Origin of the sequence: Micromonospora sp. NPDC049282 (assembly GCF_043197045.1) — a bacterium.
Lineage (GTDB): Bacteria > Actinomycetota > Actinomycetes > Mycobacteriales > Micromonosporaceae > Micromonospora.
This window is the reverse complement of the sequence record NZ_JBICSL010000001.1, coordinates 604,002-626,966: the sequence shown is the minus strand read 5'-3', so window position 1 is coordinate 626,966 and position 22,965 is coordinate 604,002. Positions and strand designations below refer to the sequence as shown.

Annotated in this window: 18 protein-coding genes and 1 pseudogene; 15 read left to right on the top strand and 4 right to left on the bottom strand. The window is 73.3% G+C overall.

Annotation, left to right across the window (positions count from 1 at the left end):
• The first annotated feature begins 287 nt into the window (after positions 1 to 287).
• The 5 genes from ACGFI2_RS02885 (at position 288) to ACGFI2_RS02865 (ending at position 9,562) form a co-directional block, all read left to right on the top strand.
• Positions 288 to 2,738 (top strand): glycosyltransferase, encoded by a 2,451-nt coding sequence (locus ACGFI2_RS02885; protein ID WP_393509580.1) that lies wholly within the window; start codon positions 288 to 290, stop codon positions 2,736 to 2,738.
• A complete protein-coding gene (locus tag ACGFI2_RS02880; protein WP_393509578.1) occupies positions 2,735 to 4,375 on the top strand; it encodes a glycosyltransferase family 39 protein in 1,641 nt (546 codons plus the stop codon). The genes ACGFI2_RS02885 and ACGFI2_RS02880 overlap by 4 nt, the downstream gene beginning before the upstream one ends.
• On the top strand, positions 4,372 to 5,727 hold the full coding sequence (locus ACGFI2_RS02875) for an alkaline phosphatase family protein (protein ID WP_393509575.1): 1,356 nt from the start codon (positions 4,372 to 4,374) through the stop codon (positions 5,725 to 5,727). Before ACGFI2_RS02880 ends, ACGFI2_RS02875 begins: the two co-directional genes overlap by 4 nt.
• On the top strand, positions 5,724 to 7,910 hold the full coding sequence (locus ACGFI2_RS02870) for a hypothetical protein (protein ID WP_393509572.1): 2,187 nt from the start codon (positions 5,724 to 5,726) through the stop codon (positions 7,908 to 7,910). The genes ACGFI2_RS02875 and ACGFI2_RS02870 overlap by 4 nt, the downstream gene beginning before the upstream one ends.
• A gap of 65 nt (positions 7,911 to 7,975) precedes the next feature.
• A complete protein-coding gene (locus tag ACGFI2_RS02865) occupies positions 7,976 to 9,562 on the top strand; it encodes a DNRLRE domain-containing protein (RefSeq protein WP_393509569.1) in 1,587 nt (528 codons plus the stop codon).
• Positions 9,563 to 9,577: 15 nt separating this feature from the next.
• Here the strand turns inward: ACGFI2_RS02865 and mgrA are convergent, their stop codons facing one another.
• Complete coding sequence (mgrA, locus tag ACGFI2_RS02860) at positions 9,578 to 10,576, bottom strand: L-glyceraldehyde 3-phosphate reductase (protein WP_393509567.1); 999 nt, start codon at positions 10,574 to 10,576, stop codon at positions 9,578 to 9,580.
• Between the two features lie 65 nt (positions 10,577 to 10,641).
• Between mgrA and ACGFI2_RS02855 the strand changes: the two genes are divergently transcribed.
• The 9 genes and pseudogenes from ACGFI2_RS02855 (at position 10,642) to ACGFI2_RS02815 (ending at position 19,567) form a co-directional block, all read left to right on the top strand.
• Positions 10,642 to 11,610: an aldo/keto reductase gene (locus ACGFI2_RS02855; protein WP_393509564.1), complete on the top strand. Its 969-nt coding sequence runs from the start codon at positions 10,642 to 10,644 to the stop codon at positions 11,608 to 11,610.
• A 4-nt stretch (positions 11,611 to 11,614) separates the two neighbouring features.
• Positions 11,615 to 12,112, top strand: a complete 498-nt coding sequence (locus ACGFI2_RS02850) for a hemerythrin domain-containing protein (RefSeq protein ID WP_393509561.1) — start codon at positions 11,615 to 11,617, stop codon at positions 12,110 to 12,112.
• Between the two features lie 60 nt (positions 12,113 to 12,172).
• Positions 12,173 to 13,423 (top strand): sensor histidine kinase, encoded by a 1,251-nt coding sequence (locus ACGFI2_RS02845; RefSeq protein WP_393509558.1) that lies wholly within the window; start codon positions 12,173 to 12,175, stop codon positions 13,421 to 13,423.
• Positions 13,420 to 14,070: a response regulator gene (locus tag ACGFI2_RS02840; RefSeq protein ID WP_393509555.1), complete on the top strand. Its 651-nt coding sequence runs from the start codon at positions 13,420 to 13,422 to the stop codon at positions 14,068 to 14,070. Before ACGFI2_RS02845 ends, ACGFI2_RS02840 begins: the two co-directional genes overlap by 4 nt.
• 73 nt (positions 14,071 to 14,143) lie before the next feature.
• The gene (locus ACGFI2_RS02835; protein ID WP_393509552.1) at positions 14,144 to 15,202 is read left to right on the top strand and encodes a hypothetical protein; all 1,059 of its coding nucleotides are present in this window, start codon (positions 14,144 to 14,146) and stop codon (positions 15,200 to 15,202) included.
• Positions 15,203 to 15,281: 79 nt separating this feature from the next.
• On the top strand, positions 15,282 to 16,727 hold the full coding sequence (locus ACGFI2_RS02830) for a magnesium chelatase (protein ID WP_393509549.1): 1,446 nt from the start codon (positions 15,282 to 15,284) through the stop codon (positions 16,725 to 16,727).
• 2 nt (positions 16,728 to 16,729) lie between these two features.
• On the top strand, positions 16,730 to 18,682 hold the full coding sequence (locus tag ACGFI2_RS02825) for a VWA domain-containing protein (protein ID WP_393509546.1): 1,953 nt from the start codon (positions 16,730 to 16,732) through the stop codon (positions 18,680 to 18,682).
• Positions 18,683 to 18,743: 61 nt separating this feature from the next.
• Positions 18,744 to 18,962 (top strand): annotated as a pseudogene (locus ACGFI2_RS02820) (hypothetical protein); the annotation flags it as partial.
• Between the two features lie 128 nt (positions 18,963 to 19,090).
• A complete protein-coding gene (locus tag ACGFI2_RS02815) occupies positions 19,091 to 19,567 on the top strand; it encodes a hypothetical protein (RefSeq protein ID WP_393510077.1) in 477 nt (158 codons plus the stop codon).
• On the opposite strand, the gene ACGFI2_RS02810 is transcribed toward ACGFI2_RS02815, so the two are convergent.
• Complete coding sequence (locus tag ACGFI2_RS02810; protein WP_393509543.1) at positions 19,532 to 20,542, bottom strand: GlxA family transcriptional regulator; 1,011 nt, start codon at positions 20,540 to 20,542, stop codon at positions 19,532 to 19,534. The genes ACGFI2_RS02815 and ACGFI2_RS02810 overlap by 36 nt on opposite strands.
• A gap of 68 nt (positions 20,543 to 20,610) precedes the next feature.
• Here ACGFI2_RS02810 and ACGFI2_RS02805 point away from each other — a divergent pair, with 68 nt between their 5' ends.
• Positions 20,611 to 21,903 carry an MFS transporter gene (locus ACGFI2_RS02805; RefSeq protein WP_393510074.1) on the top strand — a complete coding sequence of 431 codons (1,293 nt, stop codon included), beginning with the start codon at positions 20,611 to 20,613 and terminating at the stop codon, positions 21,901 to 21,903.
• 4 nt (positions 21,904 to 21,907) lie between these two features.
• On the opposite strand, the gene ACGFI2_RS02800 is transcribed toward ACGFI2_RS02805, so the two are convergent.
• Complete coding sequence (locus ACGFI2_RS02800; protein ID WP_393509540.1) at positions 21,908 to 22,618, bottom strand: RICIN domain-containing protein; 711 nt, start codon at positions 22,616 to 22,618, stop codon at positions 21,908 to 21,910.
• Positions 22,619 to 22,675: 57 nt separating this feature from the next.
• Positions 22,676 to 22,960, bottom strand: coding sequence for a DUF427 domain-containing protein (locus tag ACGFI2_RS02795; RefSeq protein WP_393509537.1), 285 nt, complete (start codon positions 22,958 to 22,960; stop codon positions 22,676 to 22,678).
• Positions 22,961 to 22,965 lie beyond the last annotated feature (5 nt).

Below are 22,965 nucleotides of genomic sequence, written 5' to 3'. Positions count from 1 at the left end.
CTGAACGATCTTCATCATCATGCCTCTGACCTGGCACGGCAGGTCATCTATGTGTGAATCATGGCGATCCACTTCGCTTATTGGATATGTCGACGTCCTGACTTTTCAGGCCCTGGAAGCGCACTGTTAACCCTGCGTACTCTCTGCGTATCCGAGCCGCCACCCCATGTCGGGGCTGATCGCCCCTGCCTGCGCTCCGGGCCGAGGGTGCCATGTCGGCGGACGGTTCCAATCAGTGACTTTCGATGAAGCGGTGTACGCCGCTCATGCCGACCGTGGGGGTTGTCATGGACAGAGTCGGACCAGGAGTCCGGGACCGGCGTGCCGAGCCGGACGAGCGACTCCGAGAGCTGCGCGGGGCGGACGAGGGCCGCCCGCCCCGACTGACCGTCATCGTGCCGACCCGCAACGAGGCAGCGAACATTCCGCTTCTGCTGGCGCGGCTCGGCCCGCTGCTGGCGTCACTCGACGCCGAACTCCTCGTGGCGGACGACAGCGACGACGGCACGCCGGGGGTGCTCACCCAGGTCGCCGCGGAGGCGGCCATCACCGTACGGCTGCTGCACCGGCCGCCGTACGCCCGCTCCGGCGGTCTCGGCGGCGCGGTGCTGGCCGGCGCGGCACATGCCCGGGGCGAGTGGGTGCTGGTGATGGACGCCGACCTCCAGCACCCGCCGGAGGCGGCGGCGACGCTCGCGCGGATCGCCATGCGGCACGACGTCGACGTCGTCATCGGCACCCGGTACGCCGGGAACGGCTCCTCGGGCGGGCTCGACGGGGTCCTCCGGGTGGCCACCTCGTCCTGGGTGACCCGGCTGGTGAAGGGCATGTTCCCGCGCCGGCTGGCGACGGTGAGCGACCCGATGAGCGGGCTGTTCGCGTTCCGCCGGTCCGCGGTGCGCCTGGACCGGATGAACCCGCTGGGCTTCAAGGTGCTGCTGGAGTTGCTGGTACGGCATCCCGGCGCCCGGGTCGCCGAGGTGGCGTACGACATGGCGCCGCGACACGGTGGCCGGTCGAAGGCGTCGGTGCGGGAGGGGATGACGTTCCTGCGGCACCTGGCCAGGTTGCGGGGCCGCCGCCTCGTCGGGCAGATCCGCCGCAGTCCGCGTACCCGGGTGGAGCGCCTGCGGGAACTGGGCCGGATGGTCGCGTTCGGCATGGTCGGACTCTCCGGCCTGGTGGTGAACACCGCCGCGCTCTGGTTCTGCTACGAACCCGCCCGGATGCACCATCTGGTCGGCGCGACGCTGGCCACCCAGGTGTCCACCACGTGGAACTTCCTGCTTGTCGACAGCCTGATCTACCGGCGGAACCGGCACGGCTCGTTCGCCGCCCGGGCGGCCCGGTTCTTCCTGCTCAACAACGCGTTGCTGCTGCTGCGGCTACCCGTGCTCCAGGCGCTGGTCTGGACGGGTGTCGGGGTGCTGGTCGCCAACGGGGTCACCCTGGTGGCGCTCTTCCTGGTCCGGTTCCTGGTCAACGACCGGGTCATCTACACCGCCGTCGACAAGGCCCGGCGCGACCCGGTGCGGCTGCTGGTCGCCGGCGCCTCCGAGGCGCCCAGCACGCCGTCGCGCAAGCGCTACCAGTACCTGAAGTACCGCTACGACGTCGCCGGCGTGGTGACCATCGGTTCGCAGATCATGCTGCCGGAGCTGGAGTTCTTCCGGGCGCAGTGGGTGGCCGACTCCGACGTGGACATCGCGGTGCGGGTGAGCGACGTCGGCGGTCGCGGGCCGCAGCGTCGCGCGGCCATGACCCAGTACGCCGACCAGTCGGTGCTGCGCTACGAGGAACAGCTCGGCCGGTTGGGCGCCAACTTCCGCATCCAGCTCGGGCCACCGATCGAGATCCAGGTCGGACCGCTGCTGGCCCGGTCGCCGCACGTGGTCTACACGAACATCATCGAGGCGCTGCTCCGCTTCGTCATGGTGGCCCGGGGGCACATGCTGCTGCACTCCGCCTGCGTCACGCTCGACGGCGTCGGGGTGATGCTCTCGGCGCTGACCGACACCGGCAAGACCGCCACCGTGCTGCGGCTGCTCCGCGACCACGGCGGTCTCTTCCTCTCCGACGACATGACGATCGTCCGGCCGGACGGGGTGGCCACCTGCTTCCCCAAGCCGCTCACCATCAGCGCGCACACGCTGCGCGCGGTGCAGGCGCAGGACCTGACCCCCGCCGAGTGGCGACGGCTGCAACTGCAGAGCCGCCTGCACTCCAAGGGCGGCCGGTCCCTGGCGTTGACGCTCAGCCGGTTCAACCTGCCGATCATGGGGATCAACGCCCTCACCCAGCTGCTGATCCCGCCGCCCAAGTACAGCGTCGACCGCCTGGTGCCCTGCCGGATCGGCACCACCACCCGGGTGGAGGAACTCTTCGTCATCGAGCGCGGCAAACCCGACATCACCGACCTGGGCGCCGCCGACACGCTCGAGCGGATGATCGAGAACACCGACGACGCGTACGGCTTCCCGCCGTTCCGGTACCTCGCGCCCTCCATCACGATCGACGGCCACGGGTACGCCCAGCTCCGGGTCCGGGAGCGGGAGATCCTCGCCGGCTTCCTGTCGCACGTGCGCAGCCGGGTCATCGTCTCGGACACGTTCGGCTGGGCCGACGACATCCCCCGGCTGCTGCGCGAGGAGCGGGCCGAACGGCGTGCCCCGGTGGTGCCGGCGCAGGCATGGCCGCGCTGGAGCGGCGACCTGACGTCGGCGGGAGGGCCGGCGTGAGCGTGCTCCATCCGGTCACCGACACGCTGCCCGAACAGCGCCGGGGCGGTGAGCGGCGGGAGGGGCGCAGACGGTGGCCGGGATCCGCGCCGTCCTGGCCGCCGTCCTGGCGACGGTCGCGGTGGCGGGTGGCCGGCCCGCTGACCGGCGTGGCCGTGCTGGCGCTGTTCGTCCGGACCTGGCAGATCGACGCGTTCGGCTTCAACAGCGACGAGGCGGTGTACGCCGGGCAGGCCGCGTCGCTCGCCGGCAACCCCCGCTACACCGAGTACTTCCCGGTCTTCCGCGCCCATCCGATGCTCGTCCAGACGCTGCTCTCGCCGTTCTTCCGGGTCGGCGAGGTGGACGTGGCCGGGCGGTTGGTCGTCGTCGTCCTCGGGGTGCTGACCGTGCTCGCGGTGTATCCGCTCGGCGTGCGGCTCTACAACCGGCGGGTGGGGCTCGTCGCGGCGCTGCTGCTGGCCGTGATGCCGTACCACGTGGTGGTGACCCGTCAGGTGCTGCTCGACGGGCCGATGGTGCTGCTGGCGACGGTGACGCTCTACTGCATGGTCCGGTTCGTCCAGCAGCGGGACACGACCTGGTACGTGGCCACCGCCGCCATGCTCGGGGTCACCATGCTGGCCAAGGAGACAAGCGTCGTGCTGGCCGGCAGCATCTACGCGTTCCTGGCGCTCACCCCAGACGTACGCCGGCCGGTGCGGGCCACGCTGCTCGCCCTGCCGGTGCTGGCGCTGGTGTTCGCCACCCATCCGATCTCGCAGGCGCTGGCCGGCCGCACCGAGACCGGGCGCAACTACCTCGTCTGGCAGCTCTTCCGGCGGCCCAACCACCCGATGTCGTTCTACCTGGAGAACGTGCCCTCGGCGGTCGGGCTGCTGGTGCTGCTCACCGCGTTCGGCGGCCTGTGGTGGGCCCGCCGGCGGTGGAGCTGGCGCGAGACGCTGCTGCTGTCCTGGATCGCCGTCCCGGTGGTCTTCTTCCAGCTCTGGCCGGTCAAGGGTTTCCAGTACCTGCTGCCGGTGGTGGTGCCGCTGGCGGTGCTCGCCGCCCGGGCGCTGGCCGTCCTGCCGGTGCCGGCCCGGCTCGCCACGCTGCGCCGCCTCCGGTCGGCGCCCCGGGCCCGGGTCACCCGGGTGGTCCGGCTGGCAGCCGTCGCCACGGTCGCGCTGAGCCTGCTGGTGCCCTGCTGGCGGGCGGTCAGTCAGCAGGGCGGAGCGCACTTCCTGGCCGGCTCCGGCGGGGTGCCCGGCGGTCGGGAGGCCGGGCGGTGGCTGACCGACCACACCCCCGACGGTTCGGTGATCCTCACCCTCGGCCCGTCCATGTCGAACATCATCCGCTACTACGGGCAGCGGCAGAGCTACGGCTTGTCGGTCAGCCCGAACCCGTTGCACCGCAACCCCTCCTACGTGGCGTTGAACAACCCGGACGGGTGGCTGCGCAACAACAACCTGCACTACATCGTCTGGGACTCGTTCTCCGCGCGGCGCTCCGCGTTCTTCGCCGACCGGTTGAACACCCTCGTCCGGCGCTACCACGGCCGCGTCGTGCACACGGAGTACGTCGGCGGCGTCGACGCCTCGGGCCGTGACGTCCCCGTTCCCGTGATCATCATCTATGAGGTGCGTCCATGACCCGTCGGACTCTGGTGGGACGGCTGTCGGCCGCCGTCGTACTGCTGACCCTGGTGACGGCGGCGCCGGCCGCCGCCTCGGCCGCGCCCCCGGCGAAGTCGCCGGCCGGGCCCACCACGCCGATCGAGAACCTGGTCTTCCTCATGCAGGAGAACCACACGTTCGACAACTACTTCGGGACCCGGCCCGGCGTGGACGGGATACCGAAGGACGTGTGCATGCCGATCCGGTCGGACCTGCCCGAGCCCTGCGTCAAGCCGTTCCACATCGGCAAGCTGGGGGCGATCGACCTCGACCACTCCGCGGACGCGTTCGCCCAGCAGTACAACGGCGGCCGGATGAACGGCTTCGTGGAGGGGGTGAGCAAGGCGGGCAAGGACGGCCGGATGGCGATGGCCTACTACGACGACCGGGACCTGCCGTACTACTGGAACCTGGCCGACGAGTACGTGCTCTTCGACCGCTTCTTCAGCTCGTCGCACTCCGGCAGCATCCGCAACCACATGTACCGGGTCACCGGTGGTCCTGGCGCGGCCGGCAGGTCGGAGACCATCCCGGCGACCGGGTGGGGGGACATCCCGACCATCTTCGACCGCCTGGAGGCGGCCGGGATCAGTTGGAAGTTCTACGTGCAGAACTACGATCCGACCATCACGTTCCGGTCCCGGGTCGAGGAGGAGGACATCGACCGGGGCGCGCAGGTCATCTGGGTGCCGCTGCTGGGGTACGCCCGCTACGTCGACGACCCGCGCCTGTTTTCCAAGATCGTCGACCTCGACGAGTACTACGCCGACGCGGCCAAGGGCGACCTGCCCGCGGTCTCCTTCATCGCGCCGGCCGGCAACAGCGAGCACCCGCCGGGCAACATCGGCGCCGGGCAGAACCTCGTCCGGGCGCTGCTGACGCAGCTCATGCGATCCCCCCAGTGGTCCTCGTCGGCCTTCATCTGGTCGTACGACGACTGGGGCGGCTGGTACGACCACGTCGAGCCACCGAAGGTCGACCAGTACGGCTACGGCTTCCGGGTGCCGGCGCTGCTGGTCAGCCCGTACGCCCGCCGGGGCCGGGTCGACTCCACCACGCTCGACTTCACCTCGGTGCTGAAGTTCATCGAGGTCAACTGGCGACTGAAACCGCTCGCCAGCCGGGACGCCAGGGCGAACACGTTCCTCGACGCGTTCGACTTCGACGCGCCACCCCGCCCCGGCGTCCTGCTCAGCGCCGAACGTACCCCGGTCTCGCTGAAGCGGACCGACCCCCGCCCGGTCTACGGCTCGTACGCCACCGTGCTGATCCTCGTCGCCGCGCTGGTCGGCGCGGCGGCCGTCCGTGGACGGCGGCGGGTCAGGTGACCGCCGCCCGCCGGCTGCTGCTGCCGCTGCTCCTGGTGCTCGTGGGCGTGCTGCTCACCCCGGCCGCGGTCACGGCCGCACCCCGCTCCGCCCTGCCCGGCACGCTGCACCTGCAGATGGTGCCGCCGATCCGCGGCGTTCCGGTGGCGGTGGACGGCAACACCGGCCGCTCGGACGCGAAGGGACGGGTGAACATCAAGGTCCGCAACTTCATCGGCCTCGACGAGCGGCTGAAGGTCGGCTCGGCGTCGGTGAGCGCCGACCGCAAGGTGGTGCTCGACCGTTTCCGGGGCAGCGTCGACCACGGCGTCCGCGACCGGATCGTCGAGGTGGGCCTGCGCACCATCCGTCGGATCGGCTGGCGCTACATCGACCGCTTCGAGTCGCCGGTGCCGGTGGAGCGGGTGACCTCGATGCGGCTGCGCAGCAACACCGGGGAGATCATCGAGCTGGCCGGCGACCAGTTGACGAAGCCGCTCTGGCTCGCCGAGAGCCGCACCCAGCAGGGACCGCGCGGACTCACCTCGAAGCGCCTCTACTACGTGGTGGACGCCGTGATGGTGGACGGCACCTCGGTGGTCAACCGGGCCGGCCAGAAGTTCGTGCCCTGGGACCGCCAGAGCTGGGTGGTGCAACTGCTCTTCTTCAAGGTGTCGTTCACCGCCTCGGACATGTTCTTCCCCCGGCGGGCCGGCACCGGGATCCAACTCACCCGGGCCGACGGGCGGGTGCAGCGGCTGCGGTTCGGCCCGGACGGCACCGTCCTGGTCCCCGACCTGCCCCGGGGCACCTACACGCTGACCGTGCGGGGCGGCGGGCTCTCCTTCGGCCGACCGGTGACCATCAGCCGCGACCAGGAGGTGATGCTCACCGTGATCAGCGTCATCGACCTGAGCCTGGTCGTGGTGGGTGTGCTCGGGGTGGCCGTCGGGCTGGTCCTGCTGGGCCGCCCGCACCTGCGCCGCCCGTTCCGGGCGCTGCGCTCCATCACTCGGCGGGCCGGTCGGCGCCGCTGGCGGCCGAGCGCCGCCGCCGGGCTGGTGCTGGTGCTGCTGACGGCCGCCGCGGCGAGCCTGCCGGCGGGCCCGGCGCGGGCCGCGCCCGCCCCGCCGACCACGGCGGCCCCGGCGTCGCCGCCGCCGTCGGTACCGGTGCTCGCCTACTACTACATCTGGTTCAACCCCACCTCGTGGAACCGGGCGAAGAGCGACTACCCGGTGCTCGGCCGCTACTCGAGCGACGACGAGGAGATCATGCGGCGGCACGTCCGGATGGCCAAGGCGGCCGGCATCACCGGCTTCCTGGTCTCCTGGAAACACACCGAGCAGCTCGACGAACGACTGGCCGAACTGGTCGAGGTCGCCCGCGCCGAGAGCTTCCGGCTCGGCATCGTCTACCAGGGCATCGACTTCAGCCGTAAGCCGCTGCCGCTGGCCACGGTCCGGACCGACCTGGCCGTGTTCGCCGACCGCTACGCCGCCGACCCCGTCTTCGACATCTTCGGCCGACCGGTGGTGATCTGGAACGGCAGCGACAGGTACTCCGCCACCGAGGTCGCGGACACCGTCCGCCAGGCGCAGCGGAAGCTGCAGGTCCTCGGCACCGCCAAGAGCGTCTCGGTGGTGAACGGCCAGTCGGTCCTCGACGGGCAGGCGTACTACTGGTCGTCGGCCGACCCGCTCGCCGACCGCAGCCGGGACAAGCTCACCGCGATGTCCCGGGCGGTCCACCTACGGGGCGGACTGTGGATCGCCCCGGTCTCGCCCGGCTTCGACGCCCGCCAGATCGGCGGGAGAAGGGAGGTGCCCCGCCGGGACGGTGAGACGCTGCGCGCGTCGTTCGCGGCCGCCCGGCTCTCCCAGCCCGATGCCCTCGGCATCATCAGCTGGAACGAGTTCACCGAGAACACCTACGTGGAACCGAGCGAACAGTGGGGCAGCAGATACCTGGAGGTGCTGGCCGACCTGCTCGGTGTCGCCCCGCACCCCGACGCGCAGCTGGACAGCAGCGCCGACGGTGACGACTGGGGCCTGCCCACCTGGGCCGCGCTGATCCTGGCGATCGGCGCGGTGGTCCTGGTGCCGCTCTGGATGTACCGCCGTCGACGGCGTGGGCGAACCGCCGCCACGCCGCCGACCCAACGTGGCGCCGCGCGGTCCGAGGAGGCGCCGACCAATCACTGACCGGGCGACCCACCACCGACGTCGCGGCCGACCCGGGCCACCCTCCACACAGTCCTGGAGGAGCAATGACAACTCGATCCCGATCCCTGCTCCGTCTCGTGGCGCCGATGCTCGTCCTGGCCGGCGCCGCCGTCACCCCGCCCACGGCGGCGCACGGCAGTCAGCCGCAGCCGCACGCCACCACCGCGGCGGCGGTCGCCCGGGCCACCGACGCCGTCACGCTCAACCCGGTGGCCGACGCCTGGGTGGACGCCTCCCGCCCGACGGCCAACGCGGGGCGGGCCACCTCGCTCCGCGTCGACGCCGTACCCCGGCAGGTCGCCTACCTGCGTTTCGACGTCACCGGCGTCGACTCGGACCCCACGGCGGTGCTGCGTCTCTACGTCGAGACCGCCAGCAGCACCGGGGTGGACATCCAGCCGGTCACCGACAACACCTGGGACGAGAACACCATCACCGACGCCAACGCTCCACCGGTCGGCGGGCCGACGTTCCGCAGCGGTCCGGTCGGCGCGGACACCTGGGTGTCGGTGAACATCTCGGCACTGGTGACCGGGAACGGGCCGGTGACCCTGGCGCTCACCACCACCAACGACACCGGCCTCCGGGTGACCAGCCGGGACGGCGTCAACAAGCCGCAACTGATCACGCCGTCACCGCCCAACCCGTCGCCGTACGTGGTGACCAGGGTCGACGCGGTGACCTACCGGGCGGCCTCCGACGTCACCGGCGAGGCCTACACCGGCAGCCTCAAGACCGTTCTGGAGAGCGCCGTGGTCGAGTTGAACCGGCTCGGCGGCGGCACGGTCCGGTTCGGCGCCGGCACGTTCGACTTCGGCGCGGAATACATGAAGCTGGCGGGCATCCGCCGGGTGACCTTCCTGGGGGCAGGCATGTACGACACGCTGATCCGCAACGACAACTCGAGCGCCGGGGACACCGAGCCGTTCAACACCAAGGGTTGGGACGGCGTGATCGTCCGGGACCTCGCGGTCTCGGCCGAGGGGGCGTTCCGGAGCACCAGCGACGCGCTCGACTTCGACGACGGCAACAACATGGTCGTGGAGCGGGTGCGGGTGACCGCCTCCCGGGGGCGGGGCATCGTGTTCGACGGCAAGAACCAGAGCTGGGTCTCGATGGGCAACGTCGTGCGGGACTGCGTCATCAGCGGCGCCCAGAGCGACGGCGTCGAACTGCTGGCGACCAGCGGGGACACGGTCACCGGCTGCACCATCACCGACGTGGGCGGGCACGGCATCCAGGTCAACCGCGCCTCGTCCACCGCCGACCAGCCGAACAAGACCGCCGACCACAACGTCATCAGCGGCAACGTGATCGACCAGGCCGGGCAGGACGGCGTCAACGTGAACGGCGGCACCGACAACCGGGTCGTCGACAACCACATCACCAACAGCGCGAACGTCACGCCGAACCGGGACGGCATCCGGGTCACCACCGCCACCGGGGTGACCTGTGCCGACACGCTGATCAGCGGGGACGTGGCCGTCGACGACCAGACCCTCAAGACGCAACGCTACGGGCTCTACATCACCGAGGGCTGCGACGCGACGATCGTCGGGCCGGGCAACACGTTCGCCCCGAACCGGGTGAGCGCGGTCCGGGACGCCGGCGCCGGTACCGTCTTCCGCTGACCACCACCGGGCGCGTCACCGCGCCCCGGCGAGGATCTGGTCGATCTCGGCCAGGTCCTCGCCGGCCAGGTCCAGACCGTCCAGCGCGGCGACGTTGCCCTCCAACTGGGCGACGCTGCTCGCGCCGATGATCAGGCTGGTCATCCGCGGGTCCCGCAGCGCCCATACCAGGGCGAGCTGGGCCAGCGTCTGGCCCCGCCGCCGGGCCACCTCGGCGAGCGCGCGGATGGTCGCCATCGTCGCCTCGTCCAGGTCGCTCTCGTTGAGGAAGGCGCTGGTGCGCACGCGCGAGTCGGCCGGGATGCCGCCCAGGTAGCGGTCGGTGAGCAGCCCCTGGGCCAGCGGGCTGAAGGCGATGCAGCCGGCGCCGACCCGCGCCAGCGTGTCCAGCAGCCCGTCGGACTCGGTCCAGCGGTTCAGCATCGAGTACGACGGCTGGTTGATCAGCAGCGGTGTGCCCAGGTCACGGAGGATCTCGGCGGCCCGGAGCGTCTGCTCCGAGTCGTAGTTGGAGATGCCGACGTAGAGCGCCCGACCCGAGCGGACGATGGTGTCCAGTGCGCCCATCGTCTCCTCGAGCGGGGTGTCCGGGTCGAACCGGTGCGAGTAGAAGATGTCGACGTGGTCGAGGCCCATCCGGCGCAGCGACTGGTCCAGCGACGAGATCAGGTACTTCCGGGAACCCCACTCGCCGTACGGGCCGGGCCACATCAGGTAGCCGGCCTTGCTGGACACCACCAGCTCGTCCCGGTACGGCTTCAGGTCGCCGGCGAGCAGCCGGCCGAACGCCTCCTCCGCCGCGCCCGGCGGCGGGCCGTAGTTGTTGGCCAGGTCGAAGTGGGTGATGCCGAGGTCGAAGGCGCGGCGGACGATGTCGCGCTGCCGTTCGAAGGGCCGGTCCGGCCCGAAGTTGTGCCACAGGCCGAGGGAGATGGCGGGCAGCCGGAGCCCGCTGCGGCCGCTGCGCCGGTAGTGCATGTCGTGGTAACGGTCGTCGCTGGCGAGGTAGGTCACCCGATCATTCTGCCGCGACCGGCGAACAGGCGTGCGTGGCCACCGGCGCGGGTAGCGTCGGCGTCATGCGTTTCGTGCGGCTCGACACCCCCAAGCCCATCTCGAAGATCGGCCTCGGCACGTGGCAGTTCGGCTCCCGTGAGTGGGGCTACGGCCCCGACTACGAGCGCCGGGCGGCCGAGATCGTGCGGCGGGCGCTCGACCTCGGGGTCACCCTCTTCGACACCGCCGAGCTGTACGGCTTCGGCCGCAGCGAACGGATCCTCGGCGCGGCGCTCGGCGACGACCGGGCGAAGGTGGTGGTGGCGAGCAAGGTCTTCCCGCTGCTCCCGGTCGCCCCGGTGGTGCAGCAGCGGGCGGTCGCCTCCGCGGCCCGGCTCGGCGTCGACGGCATCGACCTCTACCAGGTGCACCAGGCCAACCCGGTGGTCGCCGACACCACCACCATGCGGGGCATGCGCTCGCTGCAGGACGTCGGGCTGGTCGGCGAGGTGGGGGTCAGCAACTACGACCTGCGCCGGTGGCGGTTCGCCGAGGCCGCGCTGGGCCGCCGGGTGCTGAGCAACCAGGTCCGCTACAGCATGATCGACCGCGGCCCGGAGGAGGACCTGATCCCGTACGCGGAACAGGCCGGCCGGATCGTCATCGCGTACAGCCCGCTGGCGCAGGGGTTCCTCTCCGGCCGCTACGACGCCGCGAACCCGCCGGCCGGGGCGGTACGCCGGGCCAACCCGTACTTCCTGCCGGAGAACCTGGCCCGCGGCACCGAGCTGATCGCCACCCTGCGCGAGGTGGCCGACGCGCACGACGCCACGCCCAGCCAGATCGCGCTCGCCTACGTGCTGCGGCACCCGAACGTGGTGGCCATCCCCGGCGCGTCCGGGGTGGAGCAGATGGAACGCAACGCGGCCGCCGCCGAGATCGACCTGGCCGACGACGAGCACGCCGCGCTGGTCGCCGCCGCGCACGCGTTCCGGCCGGTCACCGGCCTGGCCGCGGTGCCTCGGATGATCCGCGCCCGACTGGGGAAGTGACCGCATGGACGACATCACCGCACTGATCCTGGACGACCACGCCGCCTTCCGGCGCGGCTTCGCCCGGCTCGACGACGCCCGCGACCCGGCCGAGATGCTGGCCGTCTGGGAGGCGCTCGCCCTGCACCTGGACATCCACGCCGAGGCGGAGGAGGCCATCCTCTATCCGCACCTGGTGAAGCACGGCGACGACGGCGAGGACGAGACCGCCGACGCGATCGGCGACCACAACAAGATCCGCGACGCGATCGCCGAGGCCAAGCTGCACGAGGTCGGCTCGGACGCCTGGTGGGCGGCGGTGGGCACGGCCCGCAAGGAGAACAGCGAGCACCTGGCCGAGGAGGAGGACGAGGCGCTGCCCGACTTCCGCCGGCACGCGAGCGTGGCACTGCGGGCCGAGCTGGGGGCCCGCTGGCTCACCTTCTACGGCGAGCACAAGAACGGCCGGGACCTGGAGTTCCGCGACAAGGACCCGCAGCGGTACGTGCGGGACCACCGCTGAGGACCGGAACTCCCCGGCGCGGGGGAGTCGCGCGGCGGACGGCGGCGGGACAATGACCGGATGACGGTCCGGGCGGTGTTCGCGCCGCTGGTGCGCGGCAGCACCTGGCGGCGTGCCGTGTTCCTGCTCCTCGGCGGCGTGCTCGCGCTGCCGTACGTGCTGCTGGTGGTGGCGTTCGCACAGCTGCTGACCAGCACCGAGGTGCCGCGCCCGCTCGGTTTCGGGCTGCTGCTGGTCGGCGTCGGGCTGGCCGTGGTGCCGGTGTTCCTGGCCGGCAGCCGGGCGTTGGAGATCGCCGCCGCCCGGGCGCTGCTCGCGGTCGACCTGCCGGAGCCGCTGCCGGGCCACCGCCCCGACCGGGAGACCCGGCTGCGGTCCGCGCTCTGGATCGCCATGCACCTGGGCACCGGCGCGGCCGTGCTGTTCGCCGCGATCAGCGCCTTCCCGATGGCGCTGGTCTTCGTCGCCGGACTGGCCGGGGTGGACGTCGGCGCGGTGTCGGACGAACGGTTCGGCCCGTTCGACCCGGCCCGCCCGGTGCCCGCCGGCCTGGCCGGGGTGGCCGTGCTGGTCGCGCTCGGCTACGCGGTGGCCGGGCTGGGCGCGCTCGCCGCCTCGATGGCGCCGGTGCTGCTCGGTCCGGCACAGGCCGAGCGGATCGCCGCGCTGGAGGCCCGCGCCGTGCGGCTGGCCGAACGCAACCGGCTGGCCCGGGAGCTGCACGACTCGGTGGGGCACGCGCTGACCGTGGCGACGCTGCAGGCCGGCGCCGCGCGGGAACTGCTCGACACCGACCCGGAGTTCAGCCGGCGGGCGTTGCGGGCCATCGAGGAGACCAGCCGGCGGGCCATGGACGAGCTCGACCAGGTGCTCGGGCTGCTCCGCGAGACCGACTCCGGTCAGCGGTCCGCGCCCACCACGCCGCAGTCCACGCTGGCCGGGCTGGACGCTCTGGTCGCCGCCGCCCGGGCCGCCGGGCTGGTCGTCGAGTCCCGGGTCGGCGGGCCGCTGGACGCGCTGCCCGCGGTGGTGTCCCGCGAGGGCTACCGGATCGTGCAGGAAGGGCTGACCAACGCGGCCCGACACGGCCGGGGGCCGGTCACGCTGCGGATCGCCGTACCCCCCGCAGGGTTGGAGATCGAGCTGGTGAACACCGTGCGCGGCGGCGCCCGGGCGACCGGCGGCGGGCGCGGGCTGGACGGCATGCGGGAACGGGTGCTGCTGCTCGGCGGGCGGCTCGACGCCGGCCCGGACGGGGAACGGTGGCGGGTCCGCGCCACCCTGCCGGCGCCGAGGGAGGAGAGCGGGTGACCATCGACGTGCTGATCGTCGACGACGACGAGCTGATCCGGGTCGGCCTGCGGGCGATCGTCGACGCCCAGCCGGACCTGCGCGTCGTCGGCGAGGCGGCGGACGGCGCGGAGGTGCCGCCGCTGGTGGCCAAGCTGCGCCCCCGGGTGGTGCTGATGGACGTGCGGATGCCGGCCATCGACGGCATCCAGGCCACCCGCCGGCTGGTCGCCACCTCCGCCGACCCGCCGCGCGTGCTGGTGGTCACCACGTTCGCCAACGACGAGTACGTCTACGAGGCGCTGCGCGCCGGGGCGAGCGGTTTCCTGCTCAAACGGGCCCGCCCGGGCGAGGTGGTGGAGGCGATCCGGGTGGTGGCGGCCGGCGAGTCGCTGCTCTTCCCGGCCGCCATCCGGCAGCTCGTCGGCGCGTACGGGCGGCGCGGCGGGGACCGGCTGGACGCGGCCCGGCTCACCGAACGGGAGGGCGAGGTGCTGCGGCTGATGGCGGCCGGACTGTCCAACCCGGAGATCGCGGCCCGGCTGGTGGTCGGCGTGGAGACGGTCAAGACACACGTCGGGAACGTGCTGGCCAAGCTCGGCGTGCGGGACCGCACCCAGGCGGTGATCGCCGCGTACGAGTCGGGGTTCGTGGTGCCGACCGGCTGAGTCCCCCGGCCGGGGGAGGCGGCTCACCCCGCCACGGGAGGGTTCCGGGCCGTCCGGAGCCGAGGCTCGAAGCATGACCGCCACACCGCTCACGCCGACCCGTCACCGGTCCCGGACCGCGCCACTCGCCGCCGGCTGGCTCGCGCTCTGGGGCGTGCTCGCCCTGATCTCCACCGTGACCGGCGCCGGCTACCCGTTCGGCGCCCACGACCGGGACCGGCAGGTCAACCTGCTCCGGCTGGTGCCGGAGTCGGTCGGGCCGGCACTGTTCGCGGCGCTGCTGCTCACCGCCGCGGTCGTCGCGCTGGCCATGGCCGGTCCGGCCGCCCGTACGTCCCGGCCGTTGCGCGCGCTGCTGCTCGGCTACGGCTGGACGGTCGCGTTCGTGCTGGCCGTGGTGGTGCCGGACACCCGGGTGCTGATCACCCTGGGCTACGCGCCGATCCTGCTCGTCGGAGCGCCGTTCGGCTGGCCGCCGGTCGACTACGCCGACGTGTTCACCTGGACGCTGCTGTGCAAGACCGCCGCGATGGCCGGCGGGGTGCTGCTCGCGCTGGCGGTGCTCGGCTGGCAACGCCGTACCGCCGGGGCCTGTTCCGCCTGCGGCCGCGCCGACGCGGACCGGGGCTGGACCACCCCGGCCGCCGCGGCCCGCTGGGGCCGCTGGGCGGCCTGGACCGCCGCCGTCATCCCCACCCTGTACGGGCTCACCCGGCTCGCCTGGGCCGTCGGCATCCCGCTCGGCATCTCCCGCGACTTCCTCGATGAGATGCGGGACACCGGCCTGGTCTGGGCGAGCGCCGGACTGGGCGCGTTCGCGGTGGCCGGGGCGGTGCTCACGCTCGGACTGGTCCGCCCCTGGGGCGAGCGGTTCCCCCGGTGGCTGGTCGGCCTGGCCGGCCGCCGGGTGCCGGTGTCACTCGCCGTGGCGCCCGCCACGCTCGTCGCGCTCTCGGTCACCGCGGGTTCCCTGGGGCTGGTCACCGCCCCCCGGTTCTGGGAGCTGACCGGCGGGTTCAGCCTGACCACGCTGCCGATGCTGCTCTGGCCGCTCTGGGGTGTCGCGCTCGGCGCGGCCACGTACGCCTACCTGCTCCGCCGCCGCGGCGCCTGCCGGCGCTGCGGGCATTGACCGCCCCCGGTGGTCGGTCCCGGTCACGGGGCGGGACCGACCACCGGGCGGTGCGGAAAAACTGAGCTAGCGTGGGCGGGTGAGCGTTCACACCCAGGTTTCCCCGGTCCCGCCCGCCGAGCTGCCCGGCACGCTCGGCGCGCTGCGTGCGACCGGCCATCACTACCGCACGGTCAAGCAGGAGCTCCGCGACAACCTCCTCGTCCGGATGCGCGCCGGCGAGGAGCGCTTCCCCGGCATCGTCGGTTACGAGGACACGGTGCTGCCCGAGGTCGAGCGGGCGCTGCTCGCCGGCCACGACATGGTGCTGCTCGGCGAGCGCGGGCAGGGCAAGACCCGGCTGATCCGCTCGCTGGGCGGGCTGCTCGACGAGTGGACGCCGGTGATCCCCGGCTCGGTGCTCAACGAGCACCCGATGCACCCGCTCACCCCGGCGTCGCGCGCGCTCGTCGACTCGGCCGGCGACGACCTGCCGATCGGCTGGCTGCACCGGTCGATGCGCTACGGCGAGAAGCTCGCCACGCCGGACACCAGCGTCGGCGACCTGATCGGCGACGTCGACCCGGTGCGGCTCGCCCAGGGGCGCACCCTCGGCGACCCGGAGACCATCCACTTCGGGCTGGTGCCTCGCACCAACCGGGGCGTGTTCGCCGTCAACGAGCTGCCCGACCTGGCCGAGCGGATCCAGGTGGCGCTGCTCAACGTGCTGGAGGAGCGCGACATCCAGGTCCGCGGCTACCAGCTGCGGCTGCCGCTGGACCTGCTGCTGGTGGCCAGCGCCAACCCGGAGGACTACACCAACCGGGGCCGGATCATCACTCCGTTGAAGGACCGCTTCGGCGCCGAGATCCGCACCCACTACCCGCTCGACCTGGAGCTGGAGCTGGCGCTGATCCGGCAGGAGGCCGAGCTGGTCGCAGGAGTGCCGGAGCACGTGCTGGAGGTGCTCGCCCGGTTCGCCCGCGAGGTGCGCGAGTCGCCGTCGGTGGACCCGCGCTCCGGGGTGTCCGCCCGGTTCGCCATCGCCGCCGCGGAGACCGTCGCCGCCGCCGCGCTGCGCCGCTCCGGCCTGCTCGCCGCCGCCGGCTCCGGCTCCGTCGAGGCGGCGGTCGCGCGGGTCGGCGACGCGGCGTCGGTGACGTCCACGCTGCGCGGGAAGGTGGAGTTCGAGAGCGGCGAGGAGGGGCGCGAGATCGAGGTCCTCGGGCACCTGCTGCGGACCGCCACCGCCGAGACGTTCCGGGCCCGGCTGGCCGGGCTGGACCTGTCCGGCTTCACCGCGTTGGTCGCCGAGGGCGCCGTGGTGGAGACCGGTGAGCTGGTCTCCTCGGCGGAGTTGCTGCGCCAGGTCGGCACCGTGCCGGGGTTGGCCAAGGTGCTCGACCGGCTCGGCCTCGGCGACGCGCCCAGCCCGGAGGAGGCCGCCGCCGGCATCGAGTTCGTCCTCGAAGGGCTGCACCTGACCCGCCGGCTTGGCAAGGACGTCACCGAGTCCGGGCGCACCGTGTACGGCGGCCGGGGCTGACCGTGGCCGGCAACCGGTTCCGATACGGGCAGTGGCGCGGCGGACCCGATCCGCTCGCCCCGCCGTACGACGTGCGGGCCGCGGTGGACGCGGTCGGCGCGGAGGTGCTCAGCGGCGGCAGCCTGCGGGAGGCGCTGCGGGACCTGCTGCGGCGCGGGCCCGACGGGCGCGGCGGCCTGGCCGACCTGGCCGCCCGGGCGCGCCGGATGCGCCGGGAGGCGCTGCGCCGGGGCGACCTCGACGGCGCGGTGACCCGGGCCCGTGCGCTGCTCGACCAGGCGCTCGCCGCGGAACGGGACGAGCTGCGTGGGCGCGACGGCGACGACGCCCGGTTCGCCGAGGCGGTGCTGGACAACCTGCCCCGGTCCACCGCCCGGGCGGTGTCGGAGCTGGAGGGGTACGACTGGGCCAGCGCCGAGGCGCGCCGGACCTACCAACGGATCCTGGACGGGCTGCGCGGCGAGGTGCTGGAGCAGCGCTTCGCCGGGCTGCGGGACGCGGCGCGCGCCGCCGCCGACCCGGAGGCACAGCGGCAACTCGCCGAGATGATGCGTGACCTCAACGATCTGCTCGCCCGGCACGCCCGATCGGAGGACACCACCGACGCCTTCGCCGAGTTCATGCGCCGGCACGGCCGGTTCTTCCCGGAACAGCCCCGGGACGTCGAGGAGCTGATCGACGTGCTGGCCCGCCGGGCGGCGGCCGGGGAGCGGCTGATGCGGTCGTTGTCGGACCGGCAACGCGAGGAGCTGGCCGGGCTGATGCGCCAGTCGCTCGGCGACCGGCTCGCCGGGGAGCTGTCCCAGCTCGACGACCACCTGCGGTCGCTGCGCCCCGACCTGAACTGGCAGCGGGGCGAGCGGGTGCGCGGCGACCAGCCGCTCGGCTACGGGGAGGCGGCCGGCGCGCTCGACGAGATCGCCGAACTCGACGAGCTGCTGGACTCCCTCGACCAGGACCAGGCCGGCGCCACCCTGGACGACGTCGACGTCGACACGGTGGCCCGGACCCTGGGCCGCGACGCCGCCGACGAGGTACGCCGCCTGCGCGACCTGGAACGCGAGCTGCGCCGCCAGGGCTGGGTGAGCCGGGACGCGGACGGGCTGACACTCAGCCCGAAGGCGCTGCGCCGGCTCGCCGGCACCGCGCTGCGGCGGGTCTTCGCCGACCTGACCGCCGGCCCGCGCGGCCAGCACGACCTGCGCACGGCCGGCGCGGCCGGCGAGGTGAGCGGCAGCTCACGCCAATGGGAGTACGGCGACGAGCAGCCGCTGGACGTGGTGCGTACGCTCACCCGCGCGGTGCGCCGGGCCGGCCCCGGAGTGCCGGTGCAGCTCGCGGCCGAGGACTTCGAGGTGGTGGAGACCGAGCGGCGGGCGTCGGCGGCGGTGGTGCTCTGCGTCGACCTGTCGTACTCGATGATCTCGCAGGGGCGTTGGGGTCCGATGAAGCAGACCGCGCTGGCCCTGTCGCACCTGATGGCCACCCGGTTTCCGCAGGACGCGCTGCAGATCATCGGCTTCGGGCGGGAGGCGATGCCGCTGACCCAGCAGGAGCTGGCGGCGGCGGAGCCGGACATGCAGCAGGGCACCAACCTCCAGCACGCGTTGCGGCTGGCCGGCCGGCACCTGCGCCGCCACCCCGGCGCCGAACCGGTGGTGCTCGTGGTCACCGACGGCGAGCCCACCGCCCACCTGGACCCGGGGGACGGCGAGGCGTACTTCAACTGGCCACCGCTGCCGGAGACGATCGAGGCGACGATCCGGGAGGTGGATCGGTTGACCCGCTACGGTGCGACGCTCAACCTGTTCATGCTCGGCGACGACCCGGGGCTGCGCCGTTTCGTGGACGCGGTGGCCCGGCGGTCGAGGGGCCGGATGTTCACCCCCGACCTGAACGACCTGGGCGAGTACGTCGTCTCCGACTACCTCCGCGCCCGCCACGGCCGCCGCTGACGTGTAAGGAGGGGCCCCCGGTCAACGCATTCTGCATAACAGGGGGCCCTTTTCAACGCCCCAGCGCTCGCCCAGCCCGGGTTGGGGTAGCCCGGAGCAGATCACCGACCCCGAGTACTCGACGCTTGCGTTCCTGAAGGGTCTGAAGCAGGTCGACGGCTGGCAGGACATGCCGCTGACCGAGGCCGCCCAGACCGTGCAGGTGTCGGCCTACCCGGATGCGTACGCGCAGTGGGAGAAGCAGGCCACCGACCTCGTCGACCAGCACTGGACCAAGTAAGCACCACGCCGAAGGCCGGCACCCGAACAACGGGTGCCGGCCTCTCCGCGTACCCGGAACGGGTGAACCGGGCCGGGTAGCCGTGGTGCGCCCGGCGGAGGCCGGGGTTGGATGCGGACATGGACGAGGTGGACGCCGCTGACCTGCGGCGGGCGTACGGCGAGCTGCTCGCGGAGGTGGACGCGGGCGGGTTCGGGCCGCCGCCGGAGGGTGAGCTGAGCGCCGAGCAGATCGTCGCGCACCTCGCCGCCAACGACGAGCTGATGATCGAGGCGACCGAGGCGGTGCTGGCCGGCTCGCCGTTCGCCTACTACGACGTGGACACCATCCACCGCCCGCAGCTGGACGCGTTGGTCTCCGAGTGCGGCGGGCTGGACGGGCTCGCCACCCTGCTGCGGGCCACCAGCCAGAAGCTCTGCTCGTTGGCCGAGCGGCTCGGCCCGGCCGCGGAGACGCCTGTGGAGACCGTGTTGCGGGAGGGCTTCGACCTGGACGTCGACGACTCGCTTCCCTGGGGGCGGGCCCTGGACCTGCACATGCGGGTGCACCTCCCGCTGCACCTGATCCAGCTACGCGCCCTGCGCCGACAACCTCACCTCGCCTGACCGCAAGGGTGCGCGGAAGGTGCGGCGGTAGGCCGTCGGGGACACGCCCACCCGGGTGTGGAAGTGCTGGCGCAGGGCGGCGGTGGTGCCGAACCCGGCGTCGCGGGCGATCCGGTCGACGCTCAGGTCGGTGGTTTCCAGCAGCACCCGGGCGTGTTCGGTGCGCTGCTGGAGCAGCCACTGCGCCGGGCTGAGCCCGGTTTCGGAGCGGAAGCGCCGGGTGAACGTGCGTACGCTCATCCGCGCGTGCGCGGCCAGCTCGCGCAGCGTGACCTGTTCGTGCAGCCGTTGCCGGGCCCACTCCCGGGTGGCCGTGGTGCCGGTCTCCGCGACCCGGGGCACCGGCCGTTCGATGTACTGCGCCTGACCGCCCTCCCGCCACGGCGGCACGACGCAGCGTCGGGCCGCCCGGTTGGCCACCGCGCTGCCGTGGTCGGTCCGGATCACGTGCAGGCAGAGGTCGACGCCGGCGGCCACCCCGGCCGAGGTGAGCACCCGGCCGTCGTCGACGAAGAGCACCTCGGGGTCGAGCCGTACGCCGGGGTGCAGCCGGCGGAAGCGCGACGCGTACGCCCAGTGGGTGGTGGCCGGCCGGCCGTCGAGCAGGCCGGCGGCGGCGAGCACGAATGCGCCCGTGCAGATGGACATGATCCGGGCGCCCCGGTCGTGGGCGGCGCGCAGCGCGGTCGCCACCTCGGCGGCCACCGTGCCGTCGGCGAGCGGCGGACCCGCCTGGATGCCGGGGACGACCACCGTGTCGGCGGTCTCCAGCAGCTCGAGCCCGTGGTCGGGGAGCACCTGGAAGCCGCCGGTGCTGCGGATCGGCCGGCCGCCGGCGGTGCAGGTGGTCACCGCGTACAGCGGGAGTTGGTCCTCGGTGCGGGCGGCGCCGAGGACCTGGGCCGGGGTGCCGAGGTCGAGGGCGACCACGCCGTCGAGGGCGAGGACGGCGACGCGGTGCGGTGCGACGGGCATGGCCCGATTATTACGCACGATGGCTTTCCGGCCACTCGTTCCGTGCACGCCGGCAGCCCGAGACTCGACTGGTGAAAAGACTGCATCCGGCCTGGCTCGTCGCCGCGGTCGCCTTCGTGGCACTGGTCGGCGCCGCCGGTTTCCGCGCCACCCCCGGGGTGCTGCTGCACCCGTTGCACGCCGAGTTCGGCTGGCCGCTCGCCACCATTTCCGCCGCCGTCTCGGTCAACCTGCTGCTCTACGGCCTCACCGCCCCGTTCGCGGCGGCGCTGATGGACCGCTTCGGGATCCGCCGGGTGGTGGCCGGCGCGCTGTTGCTGGTGGCGGCCGGCAGCGGCCTGACCGTGGCGATGACCGAGAGCTGGCAGCTCCTCCTCTGCTGGGGCGTGCTGGTCGGGCTGGGCACCGGCTCGATGGCGCTCGCCTTCGTGGCGACGGTCACCGGACGCTGGTTCGTCCGGCGTCGTGGCCTGGTCACCGGCGTGCTCACCGCCGGCGGCGCGGCCGGGCAGCTCGTGTTCCTTCCGCTGCTCGCGGTGCTGGTGCGCGACCACGGCTGGCGTACGGCGGCACTCGTCGTCGCCGGGGCCGCGCTGGCGGTCGTACCCCTGGTGGTGTGGTTGCTGCGCGAGCATCCGGCGGACCTGGGCCGGCCGGCCTACGGGGCGACCGAGGTCGTCCCGCCGGCCCGGCCGGAGGGCGGCGCGGCGGCCCGCGCGGCCGGCGCGCTGACCGCCGCCGCCCGGACCCGGCAGTTCTGGCTGCTCGCCGGCGGCTTCGCGATCTGCGGCGCGACCACGAACGGGCTGGTCGGCACGCACTTCGTGCCGGCCGCGCACGACCACGGCATGTCGGAGACGACCGCCGCCGGGCTGCTCGCCGTGGTCGGACTCTTCGACATCGCCGGTTCGGTGGCCTCCGGGTGGCTCACCGACCGGGTCGACAGCCGGCTGCTGCTCGGCGCCTACTACGCGTTGCGCGGTGCGTCGCTGCTGGTGCTGCCGAGCCTGTTCGCCGGTTCGGCCCGGCCGAGCATGCTGGTCTTCATCGTCTTCTACGGGCTGGACTGGGTGGCGACGGTGCCGCCGACCGTGGCGTTGTGCCGGGAGTGGTTCGGCGCGTCCGGCGCGGTGGTCTTCGGCTGGGTGTTCGCCGCGCACCAGGCGGGCGCCGCGGTCGCCGCGACCGGCGCCGGCCTGGTCCGCGACCGGCTCGGCGACTACGCGGCGGCCTGGTACGTGGCCGGCGCGCTGTCGATCGGCGCGGCCGGGCTCTCCCTGCTGCTGCGGCGGCGCGGCGGGGAGCCGGCGTTCGCGCTGCCGGTGGCGGCCGGCCGGCGGGCCTGGAGCTATCGGGGCTGACCGGTCAGCCGAGCGCCCACTGCTGCTCGGCGGCGCCGGTGCACGGGGCCTGTTCGAGTTCCCTCCCGGCCTCGGTGCCGGCGTCGTCGACCTGCGCGCACTTGCCGCTGTGCACGGCGACCAGCAGCACCGGGCCGGCGCCGGTCGGGTTGAGCTTCCACTGCTGGTTGGCCTGGCCGTTGCAGGACCACTGCAACACGTCGGCCCCGTCGTCGCCGCTCGCCGCGTTGACGTCCAGGCACTTGCCGCTGGCCGCGTTGACCAGCAGGTAGGTGTCGGCGGAGACCGGCGTGACGACCCACTGCTGCTCCGGGCCGCCGGTGCAGTCGGCCAGTGCGGCCCGCGCGCCCTCCGGCTCGTCGCCGACGACGCCGACGCAGCGCCCGGACGGCACGCCCCGGACCACCTTCGGCGTGGCCACCGGCGCGGCGGGCGTGGTCGGCTCGGCGCTCGGCGAGGGCGGCGGCGCGGCCTCCGTCGTCGGCGGGGCCGCACTCGACTCGCTCGCCGCCGGGGTCGGCACGGCCGCCGCCGGCACCACCTGCCGGTCGGCCCCGCCGCCCAGCACGCCGGTGGCGAAGAAGACCCCCAGGAGTACGCCGACCAGGGCGACGCCCAGCGCGATCCGCATCAGCGGGTCCTGGGGCAGCCGGACGCCACGGGCGGGGCGGGCCCCGTAGACGGTGCCGGGCGGGTCGGTGTGCGGGTCGGTCATGGGGGCATCCTGACCCACCGGGACGCCCGAGGGCCAGCCGCCCCGGCGGCGGACGCTTCAGTCGACGACCTGGACGTCCTTCCAGAACGCCACCCGGTCCCGGACCATCTCCGCGTCCGGCTTCGGCTCCGGGTAGTACCAGACCGCGTCCGCGCTGGTGGCGCCGCCGTGTTCGAGCGTGTAGTAGGAGGCGGTGCCCTTCCACGGGCACACCGTGTGCGTGTCGGACTCGCGGATCAGGTCGTCGCGCAGGGCGGACCGGGGGAAGTAGTGGTTCCCCTCGACCAGCACGGTGTCGTCGCTCTCCGCGACGATCAGATCGTTCCAGACTGCTTTCGGCATGTGCC